The sequence below is a fragment of the Ruegeria sp. HKCCD4884 genome, assembly GCF_013110855.1.
GTDB lineage: Bacteria > Pseudomonadota > Alphaproteobacteria > Rhodobacterales > Rhodobacteraceae > Ruegeria.
This window is the reverse complement of the sequence record NZ_WVRJ01000023.1, coordinates 1-18,566: the sequence shown is the minus strand read 5'-3', so window position 1 is coordinate 18,566 and position 18,566 is coordinate 1. Positions and strand designations below refer to the sequence as shown.

Genomic DNA, 18,566 nt, shown 5'->3' with positions numbered 1-18,566 from the left:
ATGAGCGACTGGAAACCAAAACGCTTTTGGAAAGAAAGTGCCGTTGTTGAAACTGATGGCGGGTTTACGGTTGAATTGGACGGTCGGCGCGTCAAAACACCTGCCAAAGAAGGTTTGGTCCTGCCGACCCGCACCATGGCCGACGCCGTTGCTGCTGAATGGGACGCACAGGACAAAGAGGTTGATCCAGCCTCAATGCCGTTCACCCGTTCTGCCAATGCTGCAATCGACAAAGTGCGCATTCAACACGCCGAGGTGGCGGACATGCTGGCCGATTACGGTGATTCAGATCTGCTGTGTTACCGGGCGACGCACCCGCAAGAGCTGCAAAACCGCCAAAGCGCCGAATGGGACCCCGCCCTTGACTGGGCCGCGGCAACCTTGTCGGCGCGTCTGGTGCCGGTCGCTGGGGTGCTGCACATACCGCAAGCTGACCCTGCTCTTGAGACACTGCGCGCGCGCGTTCACGCGTTGGATTCGTTTCAACTGGCGGCTTTCCACGACCTGGTCAGCTTGTCAGGGTCATTGATTCTCGGCTTTGCCGCAGCCATGGATTGGCGCGAACCGGACGAGATATGGCGCATTTCGCGACTGGACGAAACGTGGCAGATCGAACAATGGGGTCATGATGACGAGGCCCATGCGGTTGCCGAAACCAAAAGGATCGCGTTTTTGCACGCAAAACGCTTCTTTGATATGTCGGTTTGAGCCTTATTTCCTGATATTTGGGCAAATGTTAAAAGACCTTGGTGCATGAACCATCGATTTCGATGATCGGCCCCTTGACGTTTGTTTATGAATACGCCCAAACTCAGTCCCACTAAAGGGGAGACACCTTTGGGGTAACCTTTCCGGCATCCACTTGCCGGGCAGAGCCGCCTCGTAAGAGGTGGAAAATCAGGAAGAGGTAAAAATGAAAAAATCCGTAATCTTGGGCGCGGCAACGATTGCCGGTCTTGCAGCTGGCGCAGCCGCGGCAGGGACCGTTGACGACGTTAAAGCGCGCGGCAAGCTGAACTGTGGTGTGACCACCGGTCTGGTTGGCTTTGCTGCACCCGACGCAAATGGTGAATGGCAAGGCTTTGATGTATCGCTGTGCCGTGCTGTTGCTGCTGCTGTTCTGGGCGATGCAAACGCTGTTGAGTTTGTTCCCACCACCGGTAAGACACGCTTTACCGCGCTGGCTTCTGGCGAAATCGACATGCTGGCCCGTAACACAACCTGGACCTTCAGCCGCGACGTCGACCTGAAGTTCGAATTCACCGGCGTAAACTACTATGACGGTCAGGGCTTCATGGTTCCCAAGGCGCTGGGCGTCAGCTCTGCCAAGGAACTGGATGGCGCAACCGTCTGCATCCAGACCGGTACCACAACCGAGCTGAACCTGGCGGACTTCTTCCGCTCGAACAACATCAGCTACGAGCCGGTTCCGATTGAAACCAACGCCGAAGCGCAGCAGCAGTATCTGGCCGGCGCATGTGACGTTTACACCACCGACGCATCTGGCCTGGCCGCAACCCGCGCCACGTTTGAAGCACCGGACGAGCACGTTCTGCTGCCCGAAATCATCTCGAAAGAGCCTCTGGGCCCGCTGGTTCGTCACGGCGACCACGAGTGGGGTGACGTTGTGCGCTGGACTCTGAACGCGCTGATCACTGCAGAAGAACTGGGTGTGACCTCGGCCAACATCGATGAGCTGAGCGCCGGCACCGACAACCCGGAAATCAACCGCCTGCTGGGTACCGAAGGTACTCTGGGTGAGATGCTGGGTCTGGACGCTGACTGGGCGGCCAAAGCCATCAAAGCGGGTGGCAACTATGGTGAAGTATTCGCCAAAAACATCGGTGAAGAGACACCGATTGGTCTGGCACGCGGTCTGAACGCACAGTGGACCGAAGGCGGCCTGCTGTACTCGCCGCCGTTCCGCTAAAACCTACGGAGAAGGGCGCAGGGCAACCTGCGCCCTCTTCACATCAAAGAGCTGCGGGAACATGCAGAGCGGGGACAAACCCGCCAAGACAAATAAAACCGCACGCTACGGGGATTTCAAAATATGTCGACTATGACTGATCCACCGAAAGCTGACTTTCGGTTGTCCATGCTCATTAACGACACCCGCTATCGCTCCCTGACGTTTCAGGTGATCGCGGCGATCGTTATTGCGCTTTCCATCTGGTATCTCGGTAATAACCTGATCCAGAACCTCCGGGCCGCTGGGCTCAACATTTCCTACTCTTTCCTAGGCGACCCATCCGGGTATGACATCAACCAGCGTCTGGTTGAATACGACAGCCAGTCCAGCCATGGGCGTGCTGCGGTTGTTGGTATTCTCAACACGCTGTTGGTCGCCTTTCTGGCGTGTATTACGGCTACGGTGTTCGGCGTTATCGCGGGTGTTCTGAGGCTTTCGAACAACTGGCTGGTGTCCAAATTGATGGCCGTCTATGTCGAGATCTTCCGGAATATTCCGGTTCTGATCTGGATCATCATCATCTTCACCATCATGACTGCCGTGTTGCCGGGACCGCGCGCGTTCCGGGGTGACAATGCAACATCCAGCATGTTGTTCGATGCTTTCGCCTTTACCAACAGGGGTGTCTATATTCCGCGCCCTGTGTTCGCAAACGGGCTATTTGGCGCGACCATTCTGAACTGGTTGCTGGTCATCGTTGTTCTGATCGGCTCGTGGTTCGCGTCGCGAGAGATCGAAAAACGGGCTACTTTAAAACAAGAAGCAACAGGTGAACGCCCGAAAACGTTCTTAGTCAAGCTGGCTGTTTGGCTGGTGCCTTTTGCTCTGTTGATGCTGATCATGGGCCTGACCTGGGATATTCCCGCTTTGAAAGGCTTCAACTTCAGTGGTGGCATCAAGGTTGGCGGTCCGCTGATTGCGCTGTGGTTTGCCCTGTCTATCTACACTGGCGCATTTATCGCAGAGAACGTGCGCGCGGGTATTCAGGCGATCAGCAAAGGCCAAACCGAGGCTGCGGCCGCGTTGGGCCTGCGTCCAGGGCGGATTATGAACCTTGTTGTTCTGCCTCAGGCGCTGCGGGTCATCATTCCGCCGCTGATTTCGCAATATCTGAACATCACCAAAAACTCGTCGTTGGCAATTGCCGTTGGCTATGCGGATATCACCGCGACCCTAGGCGGCATTACACTGAACCAGACCGGTCGCGCGATCGAGTGCGTTCTGTTGCTAATGTTGTTCTACCTCACAGCTTCGTTGCTGATTTCGATGGGGATGAACATCTACAACGCCTCCGTTAAGTTGAAGGAGCGCTGAGCCATGAGTGATCAAACAACAAACCCGATCGCCTTTGTGGCCGAAGGCACTATCCCGCCTTCACCGCCACCGGCAAATGAAGTCGGAGTGGTCAAATGGCTGCGCGAGAACCTCTTCTCGGGCGTGACAAACACCATCCTGACGGTGCTGTCGCTGGTGCTGATCTACATTCTGTTGAAAAACACGTTGCCCTGGATTTTGAACGGGGTGTGGAATGCCAACTCTTTGGCGGAATGTCGTGAAATCCTAGACGGCAAGACTGGTGCCTGTTTCGCGGTTCTGACGGAACGCTGGCCCCAGCTGATCTATGGCTTCAAATACCCTGCCGAAGCTTATTGGAGACCGAACCTGGCCTTTGTGCTGATGCTGGTCGCCCTTGCTCCGGTGTTGTTCTTTGACTTGCCACGCAAGATGCTGCTGTTCACTGCGGTCTATCCGTTTGTGGCCTTCTGGCTGATCTGGGGGGGCACGATCCTGGTTCCTCTGGTGGCACTGGTTGGTTTCATCGCTGCGGGTGCTGTGTTCCAGAAGCTGGGCAACAACAGCTTCGCTGCCGGGTTCTTTGGCGCCATCGTGACTGCGCTGGTCATTTGGAACGTCGGCGGAGCACTGATCCCCGAAGGCGCATCCGAGAATGCATGGCTCACAGCTGTTCCCAGCCGTGATCTGGGTGGCTTCATGCTGAACATGATGTTGGGTGTGACCTGTGTGTCTCTGTCGGTGCCGCTGGGCATCGCGCTGGCCTTGGGTCGTCAGTCGAACATGCCGCTGATCAAGTGGGTCTGTGTTATCTTCATCGAATTCATCCGTGGCGTGCCTTTGATCACGCTGCTGTTCGTGGCTTCGGTGATGCTGGCGTATTTCTTCCCGCCTGACAGCACAGTCGACCTGTTCCTGCGTGTTGTGATCATGATCACCATGTTCTCAGCAGCCTATATCGCCGAGGTGATCCGCGGCGGTCTGGCAGCGCTTCCGCGTGGACAATACGAAGCAGCAGACAGTCTGGGTCTGGATTACCCGCAGGCGATGCGGCTGATCATCCTGCCGCAGGCTCTGAAGATCTCGATCCCCGGGATCGTGAACGTGGCCGTGGGCCTGTTCAAGGACACCACACTGGTATCGGTCATCTCGATGTTCGATCTGGTGGGCATGATCCGGGGTCCCATCCTGGCGTCGACCGAATGGAACGGCGTTTATTGGGAGCTTCTGGGCTTTGCCGCGCTTCTGTTCTTCGTCGTCTGTTACGGCATCTCTCAATATTCTCAGTGGCTCGAGCGTCGCCTTGCCACAGATCATCGTTAAGGAGTTCAACACATGTCTGAACTTGCAATTGACCGCGAAATCGACCGCTCCAAAATGCAGGTGAGCGACGAGGTCGCCATCGAAATCAACGGCATGAATAAGTGGTACGGCTCGTTCCACGTGCTGCGCGACATCAATCTGACCGTCAATCAGGGCGAGCGGATTGTTATCGCGGGCCCGTCGGGTTCGGGTAAATCCACGCTGATCCGCTGCCTGAACGCGCTGGAAGAACACCAGCAGGGCAAGATCGTTGTGGACGGGATCGAGCTGTCGAATGACCTGAAAAACATCGACAAGATCCGGTCTGAGGTTGGCATGGTGTTTCAGCACTTCAACCTGTTCCCGCATCTGACCATTCTGGAAAACTGCACGCTGGCCCCGATCTGGGTGCGCAAGACGCCCAAGAAAGAGGCTGAAGAGCGCGCGATGCACTTCCTTGAGAAGGTGAAGATCCCCGATCAGGCTTTGAAGTACCCCGGTCAGTTGTCCGGTGGTCAGCAGCAGCGTGTGGCGATTGCCCGTTCGCTGTGCATGATGCCGCGGATCATGTTGTTCGACGAACCGACATCGGCGCTGGACCCCGAGATGATCAAAGAGGTGCTCGACACCATGATCGAACTGGCCGAAGAAGGCATGACCATGCTGTGTGTGACCCACGAGATGGGATTTGCCCGTCAGGTCGCCAACCGCGTGATCTTTATGGATGCCGGCCAGATCGTGGAACAGAACGAACCGGAAGAGTTCTTCAACAACCCACAGAGCGAACGGACCAAGCTGTTCCTCAGCCAGATTCTGGGTCACTAAGCGAGTTGAAACCAAAAGGAAGGCGGGGTGTTGCCCCGCCTTTTTCTATTCCGGCAATTCGCGCGGAATGACGAAGCCAAGAACCGTCCCGCTGTGCCTTTGAAGTTCGGCCCAACTGTCAACGTCAAATTCTATGACGGTTGTCGCGCAGGTTGGATAATCCAGAAACCGCGGATGTTTCGGGGCATCCTGAACCAATTGCTGCGCGAACTGGGCAATCCCCGGATTGTGTCCCAGCATCAAAACGGTTTGACCCTTCGCATCAAACAGCTGGCGTAACATCTGGTCGGGACTCGCCAGATAAAGCGCATCCTGAAAGCGGACATGCTCAGCTGTCATGCCCATCCTGTCCCAGGTTTCGCGAGTTCGGGCCGAGGTTGAACTCAGTACTTCGTCCGGCGCCCATCCATGAACGCGCAGCCATTTGGCAATTGCGGGGGCTGACTTGCGCCCGCGCTTGTTCAGTGGACGCGCATGGTCGTCCAGCATCGGGTTTTCCCAACTGGATTTGGCGTGGCGTGTCAGGATCAATGTGCGGGTCATGACGGGTGGAACGACCTCATGTGATGGGCTGACTGTTCTGATGTACGCCCCGCGCCCGCGCTAAGAGGGCAGGCAAGCCGGGCAAGACACCCACCAGTCATGCAGGTCTGTCCTTGGGACGTATCCAAATGGCTGTGGCAGGCCGAAACGTCATAGAACTCTTGCGCGTTCAGGGCTCCGACGGGGCAGGTTCGCGTGCAGGGCGCGTCACAAGTGGTGCAAGGGGATTGCCCGGTTGTGTTCGGGATGTCGAATTCGTCGTTAAAATGTAGTGCACCGCGATATGAGATCATCATGCCAACGGTATCGTGCACCAATGCACCCACCGGGCTGCTGAAGGTCCGCCCCGATTTCAGGGCCCAGTCGATGAAAGGGGCATAAGGCGGCTCGCCAAAAGGGAAATAGACTTCGGCACCAAGTTTCTGGGCCATCCCACCAATCACTCTGGTCGACCAACGGTCAACCGGGTCCGGGGCACCCCACTCGGGGGATGCCTTCAAGGCTCGCCAAAAGTCCCCTCCGGCCCCCAAAAGGACCAGCGTGCCTGTATCAAGCTGTTTGGCGTCTGTCTTACGGGGATGCAGAGCCCCCATAACAATCAGCCCCTCACGATGAGCCGATTCAACGATGTGGTCATAGGATACTGCATTTTGGTCAGAGGAAGGCTGCGCAAGATTGGACATGTTTTTCCCTTCCTCAAACGGGTCAGTCCGGCCGTATCAGCGATCCGACCCCGTGTTCCGTGAACAGCTCAAGCAATACAGCATTCGGCGCGCGCCCGTCCAAGATCACCACGGCCCGGACGCCGCTGTGCAAGGCATCCAGAGCAGTTTCAGTTTTGGGGATCATGCCGCCTGCAATCGTGCCCTCGCGGGTCATTTCGCGAATTTGTCCGGCCTTGAGTTCGGTCACAACATCTCCGGCGGCGTTCTTGACGCCCGAGACATCGGTCAGCAGCAGCAGACGGTCTGCTTTCAGGGCCGAAGCAATTGCACCTGCCGCCGTATCGCCATTGACGTTGAATGTTTCACCATTGCGACCTGCGCCCAACGGAGCAATCACCGGGATTACGTCATGCGAGAACAGGTCTTGCAGGATTTTGGGGTTCATTTCGGCAGGGGTGCCAACAAACCCCAGCGATGCGTCGGTTTGGTCACAAACCATCAGATTTGCATCCTTGCCAGACAGGCCAACTGCCGAGCCGCCCTGATCGTTGATCGCCTGGACAATGCGCTTGTTTACCAACCCGGACAAAACCATCTCGACCACTTCAACGGTGGCCGTATCTGTTACACGCTTGCCGTTCACGAATTCGGACTGGATATCCAGCTTGTCCAGCATCGAGTTGATCATCGGACCGCCCCCATGCACAACAACGGGGTTAACCCCAACCTGACGCATCAGAACCACGTCGCGGGCAAAGCTTTCCATCGCCTCATCGCTGCCCATCGCGTGACCGCCCAGCTTGATGACGACAATGGCCCCGTCGTAGCGCTGCAGATAGGGCAGAGCGCTGTTGAGTGTGGCTGCGGTGGCGATCCAGTCCCGGTTCATATCTCTTGTCTTCATGGCTAAAGTCCCTTTGGAGACCTGTGTTAGGGCCTTTGTCCGGCCCTGCCAAGTGTGAAGCTATTCCAGATGCGCAATGATGGACCGCAGGGTTGCGATACCGTCGCCTTTCTCGGAAGACGTCAGCACAATTTCCGGGAATGCTGCGGGGTGTTTGGACAGGGCGGCGCGTGTTTGGTCCAGCACCTTTTCGCGTTCCTTGGCCTTGACCTTGTCCGACTTGGTCAGAACGCATTGAAATGTCACGGCACTGGTGTCTAGCAGTTTCATGATCTCGGCATCAACCGGTTTCACGCCGTGGCGCGCATCGATCAGCACAAAGGCGCGACGCAAGGTCTTGCGACCACTGAGATACTGTTTCAGCAGTTTTTGCCACTTCTCCACCACTTTCAGCGGGGCGTTGGCGTAGCCATAGCCGGGTAAGTCCACCAGATAAAGCTCGGGGCCTTGGGTGAAAAAGTTGATCTCTTGCGTGCGACCGGGCGTGTTTGAGGCGCGCGCCAAACCCTTGGTGCCGGTCAACGCGTTGATCAGGCTGGACTTGCCGACATTTGACCGGCCTGCAAAGCAGACCTCCAGCCGATCGGGTGCGGGCAGGCCGTTCATGGCGACCACGCCTTTGACAAATTCAGAAGGGCCCGCAAACAGCTTGCGCCCGCGTTCTTTGGAAAAATCATCCGGCTCTTCAGCCAGTGGAAACGGAAGCGATGTCATAGCACGCGCACCTCATCATTCAGGCGGACTTCACCACCCTGAATGACTTCGGCGTAAACACCGAAATCCTGATGGCCCCAATTGCTCAGCGCACCCAGAGTATCCGCGTCTCGCGTGCCTGTGTCAGGGTTGGCGGTGGTGGCCATGCAGCGGGTAATGCGTTCGCGGATACGGAACACGGCCTGCCCAATGCGGACGTCGCGCCCCAGCCAGTCAAACTCTTCCCACAAGGGCAGACCGTCAAACCAGATGTTCCCGCGCCAGCGGATGGTGGACAGCGATTGTCCTAGCTTTTGCTCTACCGCGCGGTGGGATGCCATATTGCACAGGCTGATGGATGGGAAATCGCTATCCGTCATGCCACGTCCTGGAACCCGGACAATTCGGGCGGATGCTGCGCGGTCCGCTGGCATCAACGGCTTCACCCAATCCAGAAAAACCTCTTGTTCGGTATCCGGCGCAAATTGCAGATCAGGTCGGTTGGGGTGGCGGAGTGTCACTTGCTCTTCAAGCAACTCGGCCGAGATCGCCGCCAGCTCGGGGGCCTTTGCAACGCGGCTGAAATTCGAACAAGGAGCCCAGTCCGAACCATCTGTCTTGGCCGCCTCATGAGCCACCGCCCAAACGCGATCCCCGGGCATGGTCTGCCCGGGGATGACTGTGACTTGGCTCAGCGCTTCTCGACCATGGCTTTTGATCGGGTGACGCCAGAGGTTTGAGACTGTGCCGCTCATTTGTTGTCCGTCTTCGGCGTCTTCTTGAAGCCGGACTTTATGTTCCCGAACACGTCCGGGGTATAGCCCTGACTGCGCATGATCAGATATTGCTGCGTGAACGTGATCGTGTTGTTCGCAATCCAGTAGACAACCAGACCGCTGGCGAAACCGCCCAGCATGAACATGAAGACCCAAGGCATCCAGGCAAAGATCATCGCTTGTGTAGCGTCGGTTGGTGCCGGGTTCAGCTTTTGCTGCAGCCACATCGAGATACCCAGCAAGAGCGGCAGAATACCGATGAAGATCAGCGCCATGAAGCTTTCGGGCGCGGGTGCGGCCCAGGGCAGCCAGCCAAAGAAGTTGAAGATCGAGGTCGGATCCGGCGCGCTCAGATCCTGGAACGGGCCGAACCAGGGGGCCTGACGCAGTTCGATCGTGACAAAGATCACCTTATACAGCGAGAAGAAGATCGGGATCTGCAACAGGATCGGCAAACAGCCCGCTGCCGGGTTCACCTTTTCCTTCTTGTACAGTTCCATCATGCCTTGCTGCATCTTCTGACGGTCGTCGCCAGCGGCCTCTTTCAGGGCCTCCATCTGCGGCTGCAGTTCCTTCATCTTCGCCATTGAGACGTAGGACTTGAACGCCAGCGGGAACAGGATCGCCTTGATGATCAGCGTCAGGCCGATGATCGACCAACCCATGTTGCCAATCAGCACGTTGATGTTGTGCAGCAGCCAAAAGATTGGTTTGGTCAGGAAGAAGAACCAGCCCCAATCAATGCTGTCGATGAATTTCTGAACACCTTCAGACTGGTATTCCTGAATGGCTTCCCATTCTTTTGCACCGGCAAATAGGCGTGTTGAGACCTGCTCGGTCGCACCCGGCGCTACGGTCAGCGTCGGCAGAACCGTTTCTGTCTGATAGATTTTGCGGCGCGAGTCATATTTGGCCGCCGCTTTGAATGCGGATCCCGGGTCGGGGATCAGAGTGGTCATCCAGTAGTGATCGGTAAATCCGATCCAGCCGTTTTCCTTGACCTGATAAACCTCGGCCTGCGCGCGCTCGTTAGGATCGATGTCGAAATCACGTACGTCGCCATAGTCCACTTCTGTAAGGGTGCCGTCAGCCATGCCGATAACACCCTCATGCAGAATGAAGAAGTTTTTCAGACCAGGCAGATCACCGTCTTCGCCGATGCCGTGGCGCGCCAGGATGCCATAAGGGGCCATTCCAACCTCGGCCTCGGTGGCATTTTCGACCGACTGCGTAACGCTGAACATATAGTTCTCATCCACCGAAATGGTGCGGCGGAAGGTCAGACCGTTACCATTGTCCCAAACAAGCGTCACAGGGCTGTCAACGCCAAGGGTCTCGCCCTGCTCAACGGACCAGATGGTGTTGGGGCCGGGAACGTCCGAGCCACTTAGGCCAGCACCGGGGGCCCAGCCGTACAGGGCATAATAAGCTGACTCGGTCCCCACCGGCGACAGCAGTTCGACAATTGGAGAATCGTCTGCCAGAGAGACCTTGTAGTCCTTCAGCGACAGCTCATCGATGCGCCCACCAGCCAGTGAAAGGCTGCCGGTCAGGCGCGGCGTGTCGATGTTGATCCGTGGCGCCTGGGCCTCGGGCTCTGCTTCCGTCGCGGCCGCAGTTGCTTCTCCTACAGTGCCCGTATCAGCAGCGCTTGGAGCCTGAACCTCATTGCCTTCGGCGCTGGTAATTTCAGCCTGTTCCGGTGCGGGTGTCGGTTCCGGCGGAGGGAACAGCACAAACCAGACCAGGATCACGAGAAAGCTGAGCGCAGTTGCGAGGATGAGGTTCTTGTTCTGATCGTCCATCGGGGACAGCCACCTTGAGCAGTGAAAGACACCCGCAGGGTTCAACAGAGTGCGGGCCCAAAGGTCAAGCGGAATCGCCCGTCATTTCGTCACGTACTGGTCTTCTTTGCCTCAATTCAGTGTTCATTAACCTGTTTCCCGTCCAATTTTGGGCACACCATCCAATTTGTTGCGATATGAAGTGATCCAGCCCTTGGTTTTTTCGAAAGGCATGGGCTTGCCAATGCCAAAGCCCTGAACGTGATCGCAACCCAATTGCGCCATGAGTGCATGCTCGTCCGGGGTTTCGACGCCTTCGGCCAGCGTTTCCAGATTCAAGCGTTCAGCCATGGTCAGAATGGCGCTGGCAAGCTGCTGTTGGCTGGGGTCTTGATCGGCTTTAGTGACAAAGGACCGGTCGATCTTTATGCGCGACACGTGAAACCGCTTGATGGACGCGATCGATGCATGGCCGGTTCCAAAATCATCCAAATCAATGCAGCACCCCATTGCAGCCAATCCGGTGACGTTACGGGTGATGACATCGTCTGGTCGACGAGAGAAAACGGTTTCAAGCACTTCGACAGCCAGCCTGTCGGGCGTCAGGTCGAATTGATCCAGCTCCCATTTCAAGCGGTCGATCAGGTCCGGGTCTCGCAATTCATCGGAAGAGAAATTGACCTCGATACGCGGTACATGAAAACTGGACTGATCTCAGTTGCGCATAGCTGAAAAAGCATAATACCGCACGGTCTGCCCCAACCGACCCATCAGATCGGCGTGTTCGGCAAACGGCAGAAAGACCTTAGGCCCCAGAATCCCCTTTTGGGGATGCTCCCACCGGGCCAACGCTTCGAAACCGGTAACGCGCCCGTTATCGGTCGAAATTTGTGGCTGAAACCATGGGCGAATTTCGCCGCTGTCCAAGGCGGTTTCAAATTCTTTGCGCAGATTGGTGCGCACCAGAGCGCGCCGCCGGGTCGCGGAAGAAAAGGCGCGTATCGTGGATGGCCCGTCTTGCTGTGCCTCAAGCAAGGCATTGTTTGCAGCGTCACGCCAGTCAATGGCCAATCCTTCAGGGAAGCTACTGCTCAAGCAGATCCCGATGGGACATGACATATAAACGCCTGTACCATTTAGCATGATAGGTTCTTCAATGGCCGATTGCATTCGGCCTGACATCTGGATGCAGGTCTCAAGGTCCAGTTGTCGCTTAGGGCGCAGGACCACCTTCATCTTGTTTTCGCCAATTTGCGTTGCACAGTCGCTGGTGCGGATCATGGACATGACACGTGCATAAAATTGCTGCGCGACATGGTTCGCGGCGGCCTGCCCGTGAAGATCGAGCAACGCGGTGTAATCATCCAGAACCACGGCAAAACACGCGGAGTCTTCACCCGTGCGACGGGTTTCGGCAAACACCTCGTTCAGCGCGGATGCAAAGTGATCGTTTGACAAAAGCCCAGTTGCAGACCTGCGTCGATGACTGGACCGGGTGTTCGAAAACGCCCCGAGCCCGGCGACGGCCAGAGGCAGGCCAAATGCCATCGAAACCAAGGCGCGTTCGCCCCCAAGCCAGAATGCGCCCAGACTGAGTGCCGGAATAAACGCAAGTGCAGCTGGGCCGTTCAGAATGGGTTTCAATGATTGAATGAAACGGTCGAAGGTAGAGTGGTTCCTCATCGTGCTTTTTGGCCTTGGGCATGAATGACACGCCACCGAGCCTAAGAAACCAGTCTGAGTCAGTCGTTAACGCAGCTGTGGAATTCCATCCGAGATAGTAGTTTTTTCGTCAGAATTTATTGAAAGGTTAAGGAAATCAAACAGTTTTGCGTCCAAAAGATGCGAAGGACGCGCATTTGTTAACGCGCGGAACATGACCTGACGCCGACCGGGACTGTTCTTTTCCCATTGATCAAGAATCTGTTTCACCTGTTGGCGCTGCAGCCCGTCCTGACTGCCGCACAGGTCGCAGGGGATGATCGGGTATTGCATTGCGTTGGCGAATTTCTCGCAATCGGCTTCCGCGACATGGGCAAGCGGGCGGAAGACGAACAGATCGCCCTCTTCATTCACCAGCTTTGGCGGCATGGTGGCCAAGCGGCCGCCATGGAAGAGGTTCATGAAGAACGTCTCAAGAATGTCGTCGCGATGATGGCCCAGTACGACGGCAGAACACCCTTCTTCCCGCGCGATGCGATACAAGTTGCCGCGGCGCAGGCGTGAACACAGCGCGCAATAGGTTCGGCCTTGCGGGACCTTGTCCATCACAACGGAATAAGTGTCCTGATACTCGATCCGGTGTGGCACACCCATGCGATCCAAAAACTCTGGCAGGACTGTCGCGGGAAAGCCGGGTTGGCCTTGATCCAGGTTGCAAGCCAGCAGATCGACGGGCAGCAAGCCGCGCCATTTGAGTTCATAAAGAACGGCCAGCAGCGTGTAACTGTCCTTGCCGCCTGACAGGCAGATCAACCAGCGCGGGGGTTTGCCGTCTTTGTCATGTGCTGACGGGTCCACCATCCCGTATTGCTCGATCGCTTCACGGGTTTGGCGCACGATGCGTTTGCGCAGCTTCTTGAACTCGGTGGTCGAGGGCGCGCCAGCAAACAGCGGGTGGATATCGTCTGCATCATCAAACATGCGCTGCCCCTACAGCAGATGGCGCAACCGGGCAAGATGGTCACTGAACGCCGGGTCTAGTCCTTGTCAGTCGAGGTATCGGAGTCGGGGACCGGATCATAACCGTCGCCACCCCACGGATGACAGCGCCCGATCCGACGCGCGGCCAGCCATGTCCCTTTGATCGCACCGTGTTTCTCCAGCGCTTCAAGGGCATAGGCTGAACATGTTGGCTGGTAACGGCAGTTAAACCCAACCCAGGGGCTGAAGATCAGCCGGTACGCCCGAACGGGCAGGGCGACGATATGGGACAGAAGGGTCATTTGCCCGAAGCGTGTACCTTGCGCAATGCATAGCGCAAGTCGCCTAACAGTGCGTCGTATGGGCGGTTGGCCGTGACTTCGGCGCGGCCGATCAGAACGTAATCCCAGCCATCGCGGCCCGCCTCGGGCAAAATGGCCCGCGCAGCCTCGCGCAGTCGGCGCTTTGCACGGTTGCGCGCGACTGCGTTGCCCACTTTTTTCGAGCAGGTGAAACCAACGCGAATGCCGCAGGCTTCGTCGGGCGCGCGCTTACGGGCCTGCACCATCATGGAAGATGTGCCTTGCCGCCGCGCTCGTGCAGCTTTCAGGAAGTCTGATCGATTTTTGAGAACAGTCAAAGAGACCGGCGCACAAACGGACGCCGCCGGGGGCATGTTCCCGGGGTGGTGTTTACCATCCACAGGGGCCTCCGGCGGCGTCATGTTCATAACCTGATCGGTGAGCGGTTTACGCGCTCAGCGATTTGCGGCCGCGTGCGCGGCGTGCGTTCAGGATCTTGCGGCCGGCCTTGGTGGCCATGCGCGCGCGGAAACCGTGGCGGCGTTTGCGAACCAGGTTCGAAGGCTGATAGGTGCGTTTCATCGCTCCGTCTCCAATCTATAGCGGTCGGGTGCGGCGCGGATTCGCCTGGCCCTAGTGTTCGAAGCCCGTCCTCTACTGCTAAGCGGGGGGTAAGTCAAACCCCAACAACCGGGTTTTCGCGCCTTTTGCAACAATTCTGTAACCGCAAAGGCAAAAAGATTTCAAAACACCTAAATATCGAAGGAATCTCTCACATTCGGGGCCGCAAAGATCAAGGCCCCGTGATCCCCCTGTTGCTGGACCGCCCGGCAGCGCATCTTGAGCACAAGATGAAGCAGAAAGAACCGGAAAACCTTATGTCCGAAACAAGCCAGGCGCCACGCAGCGGGTTTGCGCGCCATATTCCTTTGCTGGTTATCCTTGGTGTTGCCGTCGCGGGGTTTTTCACGCTTGGCGACTATCTGAGCTTTGAAACCCTGCGGGACAATCGCGAGGCTTTGCTGGCTTGGCGGGACGGTCACTATTGGGTCATGGTGGCTGCCTTTGTCGCCATTTACATCGTCATTGTGGCGTTCTCGTTACCGGGGGCGGCGGTGGCGTCGATGACGGGTGGGTTCCTGTTTGGTCTGTTTGCGGGCACGGTTTTCAACGTTGTAGCAGCAACTATCGGAGCCTCGGCGATTTTCCTGGCTGCACGCTGGGGGTTGGGTGAGTCGCTGACCGCCCGGTTGGAATCTTCGGAAGGAACGGTCAAGAAACTGAAAGACGGTCTACGCGAGAACGAGATCTCGGTCCTGTTCCTGTTGCGGCTGGTTCCGGTTGTTCCGTTCTTTGTGGCCAATCTGGTGCCTGCTTTGGTTGGCGTAAAGTTCCGCAATTTCCTGATCACCACGGCGCTGGGCATTATTCCGGGCGGGATAGTCTACACGTGGATTGGTGTCGGTCTTGGTGGTGTGTTTGATCGCGGTGAAACCCCGGATGTGTCGTTATTGTGGGAGCCGTTCGTAATTGGGCCAATTATCGGCTTGTGCGTTCTGGCCGCTTTGCCCATTGTTATCAAAGCCTTGCGTGCAAATAAGGACAGCTGAGCCATGACCGAATTGAAAACAGACCTCCTGGTCATTGGGGCCGGGTCGGGTGGGCTGTCAGTTGCAGCTGGAGCCAGCCAGATGGGTGCGGATGTCGTTCTGTTGGAAGGGCATAAGATGGGGGGCGATTGTCTGAATTTCGGCTGCGTCCCGTCCAAAGCGCTGATTGCAAGCGGGAAGGTTGCTTATGGTCAGGCGCATTCTGCAGCATTCGGGATCGCGGATGCGGCTCCTCAGATCGACTATGCGGCGGCCAAGGATCATGTGCATAACGTTATCGCCCAGATCGAACCGATGGACAGCCAAGAGCGGTTCGAAGGATTTGGCGTCAAGGTGATCCGCGAATACGGCACCTTTATCTCTTCCAACCAAGTGCAGGCGGGGGATTACGTGATCTCTGCGCGCCGAATCGTGATTGCGACCGGATCTTCGCCCTTGGTGCCGCCAATCCCGGGGTTGGACACGGTTCCTTACTATACGAATGAAACCATTTTCGACCTGCGCGAGCGACCGGATCACCTGCTGATCATCGGCGGCGGCCCGATTGGTGTGGAAATGGCGCAGGCCCATCGACGGCTAGGAAGCAAAGTCACTGTCATAGAAGGTCAGAAGGCGTTGGGCAAAGACGACCCCGAAGCCGCTTCGCTGGTGTTGGAGACGTTGCGCAATGAAGGCGTCGACATCCACGAAGACGCCATGGTGGCGCAGATCCGTGGCGGTGAAGGCACAGTAGAGGTCGTGACCGAGAACGGTGAGATTCACCGGGGCACCCATCTTTTGATTGCGGCCGGACGTAAGGCCAATGTTGAACGCCTGAACCTGGAAGTGGCAGGAATTGAGCGCACCCGGACCGGCATTAAAACTGATGAGGCCCTGAAGACGACAAACCGCAAGGTCTATGCGATCGGTGATGTTGCGGGTGGGCTGCAGTTTACCCACGTGGCCGGGTACCACGCGGGTATCATTATTCGCTCAGCGTTGTTTGGCCTGCCGTCCAAAGCCAAAACCGCGCATATCCCCTGGGCGACCTATACCGATCCGGAACTGGCGCAGGTTGGTATGACCGAAGCACAGGCCCGCGACCAACATGGTAACAGGTTGGAAGTTGCACGGTTTGACTATCACCACAACGACCGGGCGATATCCGAGCGTAAAACAAAAGGCTTCATCAAAGTCATGGTTGTTAAAGGCCGACCTGTCGGGGCCACAATTGTGGGACATCAAGCAGGCGAGTTGATCAACTTGTGGTCGCTGGCTTTGGCCAATAACCTGAAGATGGGGCAGATCGCCGCTATGGTTTCGCCTTATCCGACGATCGGAGAGCTTAACAAACGCGTGGCGGGTGCTTATTTCACGCCAAGGCTGTTTGAGAATCAGACAGTTAAACGAGTGGTCAGGTTCGTCCAGCGCTGGATTCCCTGACCTGAGGAGGGGCGCATTTTGAATTCGCTGTCGGGCCGATTTCTGATCCTGACGACGGTCTTCGTCATGTTGGCCGAAATCCTGATTTTTGTCCCGTCTATCGCTCGGTTCCGCGAGGATTTCCTGCTGAACCGTCTGGAGCGCGCCCAGATTGCCTCATTGGCGTTGTTGGCAGACGATATGTTGGCCGAGGACCTCGAGGCGGAACTGCTGGCGAATGCCGGTGTATATAACGTCGTGTTGCGTCGTGACGAAGTTCGGCAGCTTATGTTGTCTTCGCCGATTCCGGAATCGATCACCCAGACATACGATCTGCGCGATGCCGGTCCTTGGGTTTTGATCCGTGACGCCATGAGCCGGATTTTCAAGCCCGAAAACGAGATCATTCGAGTTATTGGCGAACCCGTCAAAGGCGCAGGGCTTTTGATCGAGGTCACCACGGACAGCGCCCCATTGCGCATGGCGATGGTGGATTACGGCCTGCGTATCCTCGGCCTTTCCTTTGTCATTTCGATAATCACTGCTTCGTTGCTTTTCCTGGCTGTGCGGGTGGTGCTTGTACGGCCAATCAAAAGCGTAGTGGGATATATGCAGCGCTACGCCAGCGCGCCCGAAGACGCGCGGGGCATTATCTCGCCAAACTCGAAAGTGACGGAACTGCGCGAGGCCGAAGAGGCGCTGAAAATGCTGCAGACGGATCTGACACAGGCGTTGCGACAGCGTGAAAGACTGGCGCAACTGGGTGGGGCAGTTGCCAAAGTCAGTCACGATCTGCGCAATATCTTAACGTCGGCACAGCTGTTCACCGACAGGATCGAATCCAGCGACGATCCCTTGGTTCGTCGGATGGCTCCGAAACTGGTGAACTCCATAACCCGCGCTGTGTCGCTGTGCGAAAGCACGCTGGCCTTTGGGCGCGCGGAAGAACCCGCGCCCACCTTGACGATGGTTCCTGTACGGGCGCTTGCTGCTGACGTTGCAGCCAGTGAGCAGCTTGCCGTCGCCGATGCCTGCGTTGAAATCGTAAACGAAGTGCCAGATGACCTGATTGTCCGCGCAGACCCCGAACAATTGTTCCGGGTCATCATGAACCTAGTGCGCAACGCGCGTCAGGCACTGGTCGCATCTGCCAAACCCGGGCGAGTAACAATTGCTGGCTGCGAATATGGAGACACCTGGTGCATTGAAATCAGCGATACAGGCCCGGGTCTTCCACCAAAAGCGCGCGAAAACCTGTTTACACCATTCCAGGGCGGAGTTCGAAAGGGCGGTTCGGGTTTGGGACTGGCAATTTCGCAGGAACTTGTGCGCGGACATGGTGGAGACCTGAGTTTGAAACACACCGGACCCGAAGGAACAGTGTTCGAAATAAGCCTTCCACGTGGCGACATGACTTTTTGAAAAATTTTTGAAGAATCGACTTGCACGTCCCACGAACCGGGTCTAAACACCGCTTCACCAACGCGGACCGATAGCTCAGCTGGATAGAGTACTTGACTACGAATCAAGGGGTCGGGGGTTCGAATCCTCCTCGGTCCGCCACTTTCCTTTGAATTCATTGGAAAAAATGGCGGTTTTTACCAGCTACCCGCCAACATACCCGCCTCCCGATTTGAATGGCTGCACGTAGATTGTGTTTCCAACCATCGCGATTTCTCTCCGCAGCCTTCGATAAATCCGATCAAATCGCACCCGTGATATGCCCTTGAGTTTCCACGCGATCTTTTGGACACAAATCAAGGTTTGGATAAGTGTTTGGGTTGATCAAAACTGGCCACTAGGGTCAGGACTCATAGCCAATAGATAACGAGTGCTGCGAGGGCGATTGCTGA

At 56.7% G+C, this 18,566-nt stretch carries 18 protein-coding genes, 1 tRNA gene and 1 pseudogene; 9 read left to right on the top strand and 11 right to left on the bottom strand.

All coding sequences use genetic code 11. From position 1 onward, the window contains the following. The 5 genes from GS636_RS21985 to GS636_RS21965 all read left to right on the top strand — a co-directional run bounded on the left by GS636_RS21985 (position 1) and on the right by GS636_RS21965 (position 5,392). Positions 1-708: an ATP12 family chaperone protein gene (locus GS636_RS21985; RefSeq protein WP_171672784.1), complete on the top strand. Its 708-nt coding sequence runs from the start codon at positions 1-3 to the stop codon at positions 706-708. A 205-nt stretch (positions 709-913) separates the two neighbouring features. Continuing rightward, positions 914-1,930 carry an amino acid ABC transporter substrate-binding protein gene (locus GS636_RS21980; RefSeq protein WP_171186639.1) on the top strand — a complete coding sequence of 339 codons (1,017 nt, stop codon included), beginning with the start codon at positions 914-916 and terminating at the stop codon, positions 1,928-1,930. Positions 1,931-2,053: 123 nt separating this feature from the next. Further along, the gene (locus tag GS636_RS21975; RefSeq protein ID WP_171672782.1) at positions 2,054-3,286 is read left to right on the top strand and encodes an amino acid ABC transporter permease; all 1,233 of its coding nucleotides are present in this window, start codon (positions 2,054-2,056) and stop codon (positions 3,284-3,286) included. 3 nt (positions 3,287-3,289) lie between these two features. Next, on the top strand, positions 3,290-4,588 hold the full coding sequence (locus GS636_RS21970; RefSeq protein WP_171672779.1) for an amino acid ABC transporter permease: 1,299 nt from the start codon (positions 3,290-3,292) through the stop codon (positions 4,586-4,588). Positions 4,589-4,600: 12 nt separating this feature from the next. Continuing rightward, positions 4,601-5,392 (top strand): amino acid ABC transporter ATP-binding protein, encoded by a 792-nt coding sequence (locus GS636_RS21965; protein ID WP_171091963.1) that lies wholly within the window; start codon positions 4,601-4,603, stop codon positions 5,390-5,392. Positions 5,393-5,437: 45 nt separating this feature from the next. Here the strand turns inward: GS636_RS21965 and GS636_RS21960 are convergent, their stop codons facing one another. The 11 genes and pseudogenes from GS636_RS21960 to rpmH all read right to left on the bottom strand — a co-directional run bounded on the left by GS636_RS21960 (position 5,438) and on the right by rpmH (position 14,284). After that, positions 5,438-5,935: a histidine phosphatase family protein gene (locus GS636_RS21960; RefSeq protein ID WP_171672777.1), complete on the bottom strand. Its 498-nt coding sequence runs from the start codon at positions 5,933-5,935 to the stop codon at positions 5,438-5,440. Next, positions 5,932-6,618: a ferredoxin gene (locus GS636_RS21955; protein ID WP_171672774.1), complete on the bottom strand. Its 687-nt coding sequence runs from the start codon at positions 6,616-6,618 to the stop codon at positions 5,932-5,934. The genes GS636_RS21960 and GS636_RS21955 overlap by 4 nt, the downstream gene beginning before the upstream one ends. Positions 6,619-6,640: 22 nt before the next feature. After that, the gene (gene argB / locus GS636_RS21950; protein ID WP_171672772.1) at positions 6,641-7,504 is read right to left on the bottom strand and encodes an acetylglutamate kinase; all 864 of its coding nucleotides are present in this window, start codon (positions 7,502-7,504) and stop codon (positions 6,641-6,643) included. Positions 7,505-7,564: 60 nt separating this feature from the next. Continuing rightward, a complete protein-coding gene (yihA, locus tag GS636_RS21945) occupies positions 7,565-8,218 on the bottom strand; it encodes a ribosome biogenesis GTP-binding protein YihA/YsxC (RefSeq protein WP_171672769.1) in 654 nt (217 codons plus the stop codon). Further along, on the bottom strand, positions 8,215-8,952 hold the full coding sequence (locus tag GS636_RS21940) for an MOSC domain-containing protein (protein WP_171235901.1): 738 nt from the start codon (positions 8,950-8,952) through the stop codon (positions 8,215-8,217). Before GS636_RS21940 ends, yihA begins: the two co-directional genes overlap by 4 nt. Then, the gene (gene yidC, locus GS636_RS21935; protein ID WP_171186624.1) at positions 8,949-10,778 is read right to left on the bottom strand and encodes a membrane protein insertase YidC; all 1,830 of its coding nucleotides are present in this window, start codon (positions 10,776-10,778) and stop codon (positions 8,949-8,951) included. Before yidC ends, GS636_RS21940 begins: the two co-directional genes overlap by 4 nt. A gap of 126 nt (positions 10,779-10,904) precedes the next feature. After that, positions 10,905-12,440: pseudogene (locus tag GS636_RS21930) on the bottom strand (EAL domain-containing protein). 66 nt (positions 12,441-12,506) lie between these two features. Next, complete coding sequence (gene ttcA, locus GS636_RS21925) at positions 12,507-13,400, bottom strand: tRNA 2-thiocytidine(32) synthetase TtcA (protein ID WP_171672766.1); 894 nt, start codon at positions 13,398-13,400, stop codon at positions 12,507-12,509. 56 nt (positions 13,401-13,456) lie between these two features. Beyond that, positions 13,457-13,702 (bottom strand): membrane protein insertion efficiency factor YidD, encoded by a 246-nt coding sequence (gene yidD / locus GS636_RS21920; protein ID WP_171091944.1) that lies wholly within the window; start codon positions 13,700-13,702, stop codon positions 13,457-13,459. After that, positions 13,699-14,124, bottom strand: a complete 426-nt coding sequence (gene rnpA, locus GS636_RS21915; protein ID WP_171672764.1) for a ribonuclease P protein component — start codon at positions 14,122-14,124, stop codon at positions 13,699-13,701. Before rnpA ends, yidD begins: the two co-directional genes overlap by 4 nt. 25 nt (positions 14,125-14,149) lie before the next feature. Then, the gene (gene rpmH / locus GS636_RS21910) at positions 14,150-14,284 is read right to left on the bottom strand and encodes a 50S ribosomal protein L34 (RefSeq protein ID WP_005980833.1); all 135 of its coding nucleotides are present in this window, start codon (positions 14,282-14,284) and stop codon (positions 14,150-14,152) included. Between the two features lie 296 nt (positions 14,285-14,580). On the opposite strand from rpmH, the gene GS636_RS21905 reads away from it, so the two are divergent. From GS636_RS21905 to GS636_RS21890, 4 genes are all read left to right on the top strand, one after another. Then, complete coding sequence (locus GS636_RS21905; RefSeq protein WP_171092033.1) at positions 14,581-15,312, top strand: TVP38/TMEM64 family protein; 732 nt, start codon at positions 14,581-14,583, stop codon at positions 15,310-15,312. Between the two features lie 3 nt (positions 15,313-15,315). Then, on the top strand, positions 15,316-16,734 hold the full coding sequence (locus GS636_RS21900; RefSeq protein ID WP_171672761.1) for an NAD(P)/FAD-dependent oxidoreductase: 1,419 nt from the start codon (positions 15,316-15,318) through the stop codon (positions 16,732-16,734). Between the two features lie 15 nt (positions 16,735-16,749). Continuing rightward, positions 16,750-18,135 (top strand): HAMP domain-containing sensor histidine kinase, encoded by a 1,386-nt coding sequence (locus GS636_RS21895; RefSeq protein ID WP_171186684.1) that lies wholly within the window; start codon positions 16,750-16,752, stop codon positions 18,133-18,135. A gap of 64 nt (positions 18,136-18,199) precedes the next feature. Then, a tRNA-Arg gene (locus GS636_RS21890) sits at positions 18,200-18,276 on the top strand. Positions 18,277-18,566 lie beyond the last annotated feature (290 nt).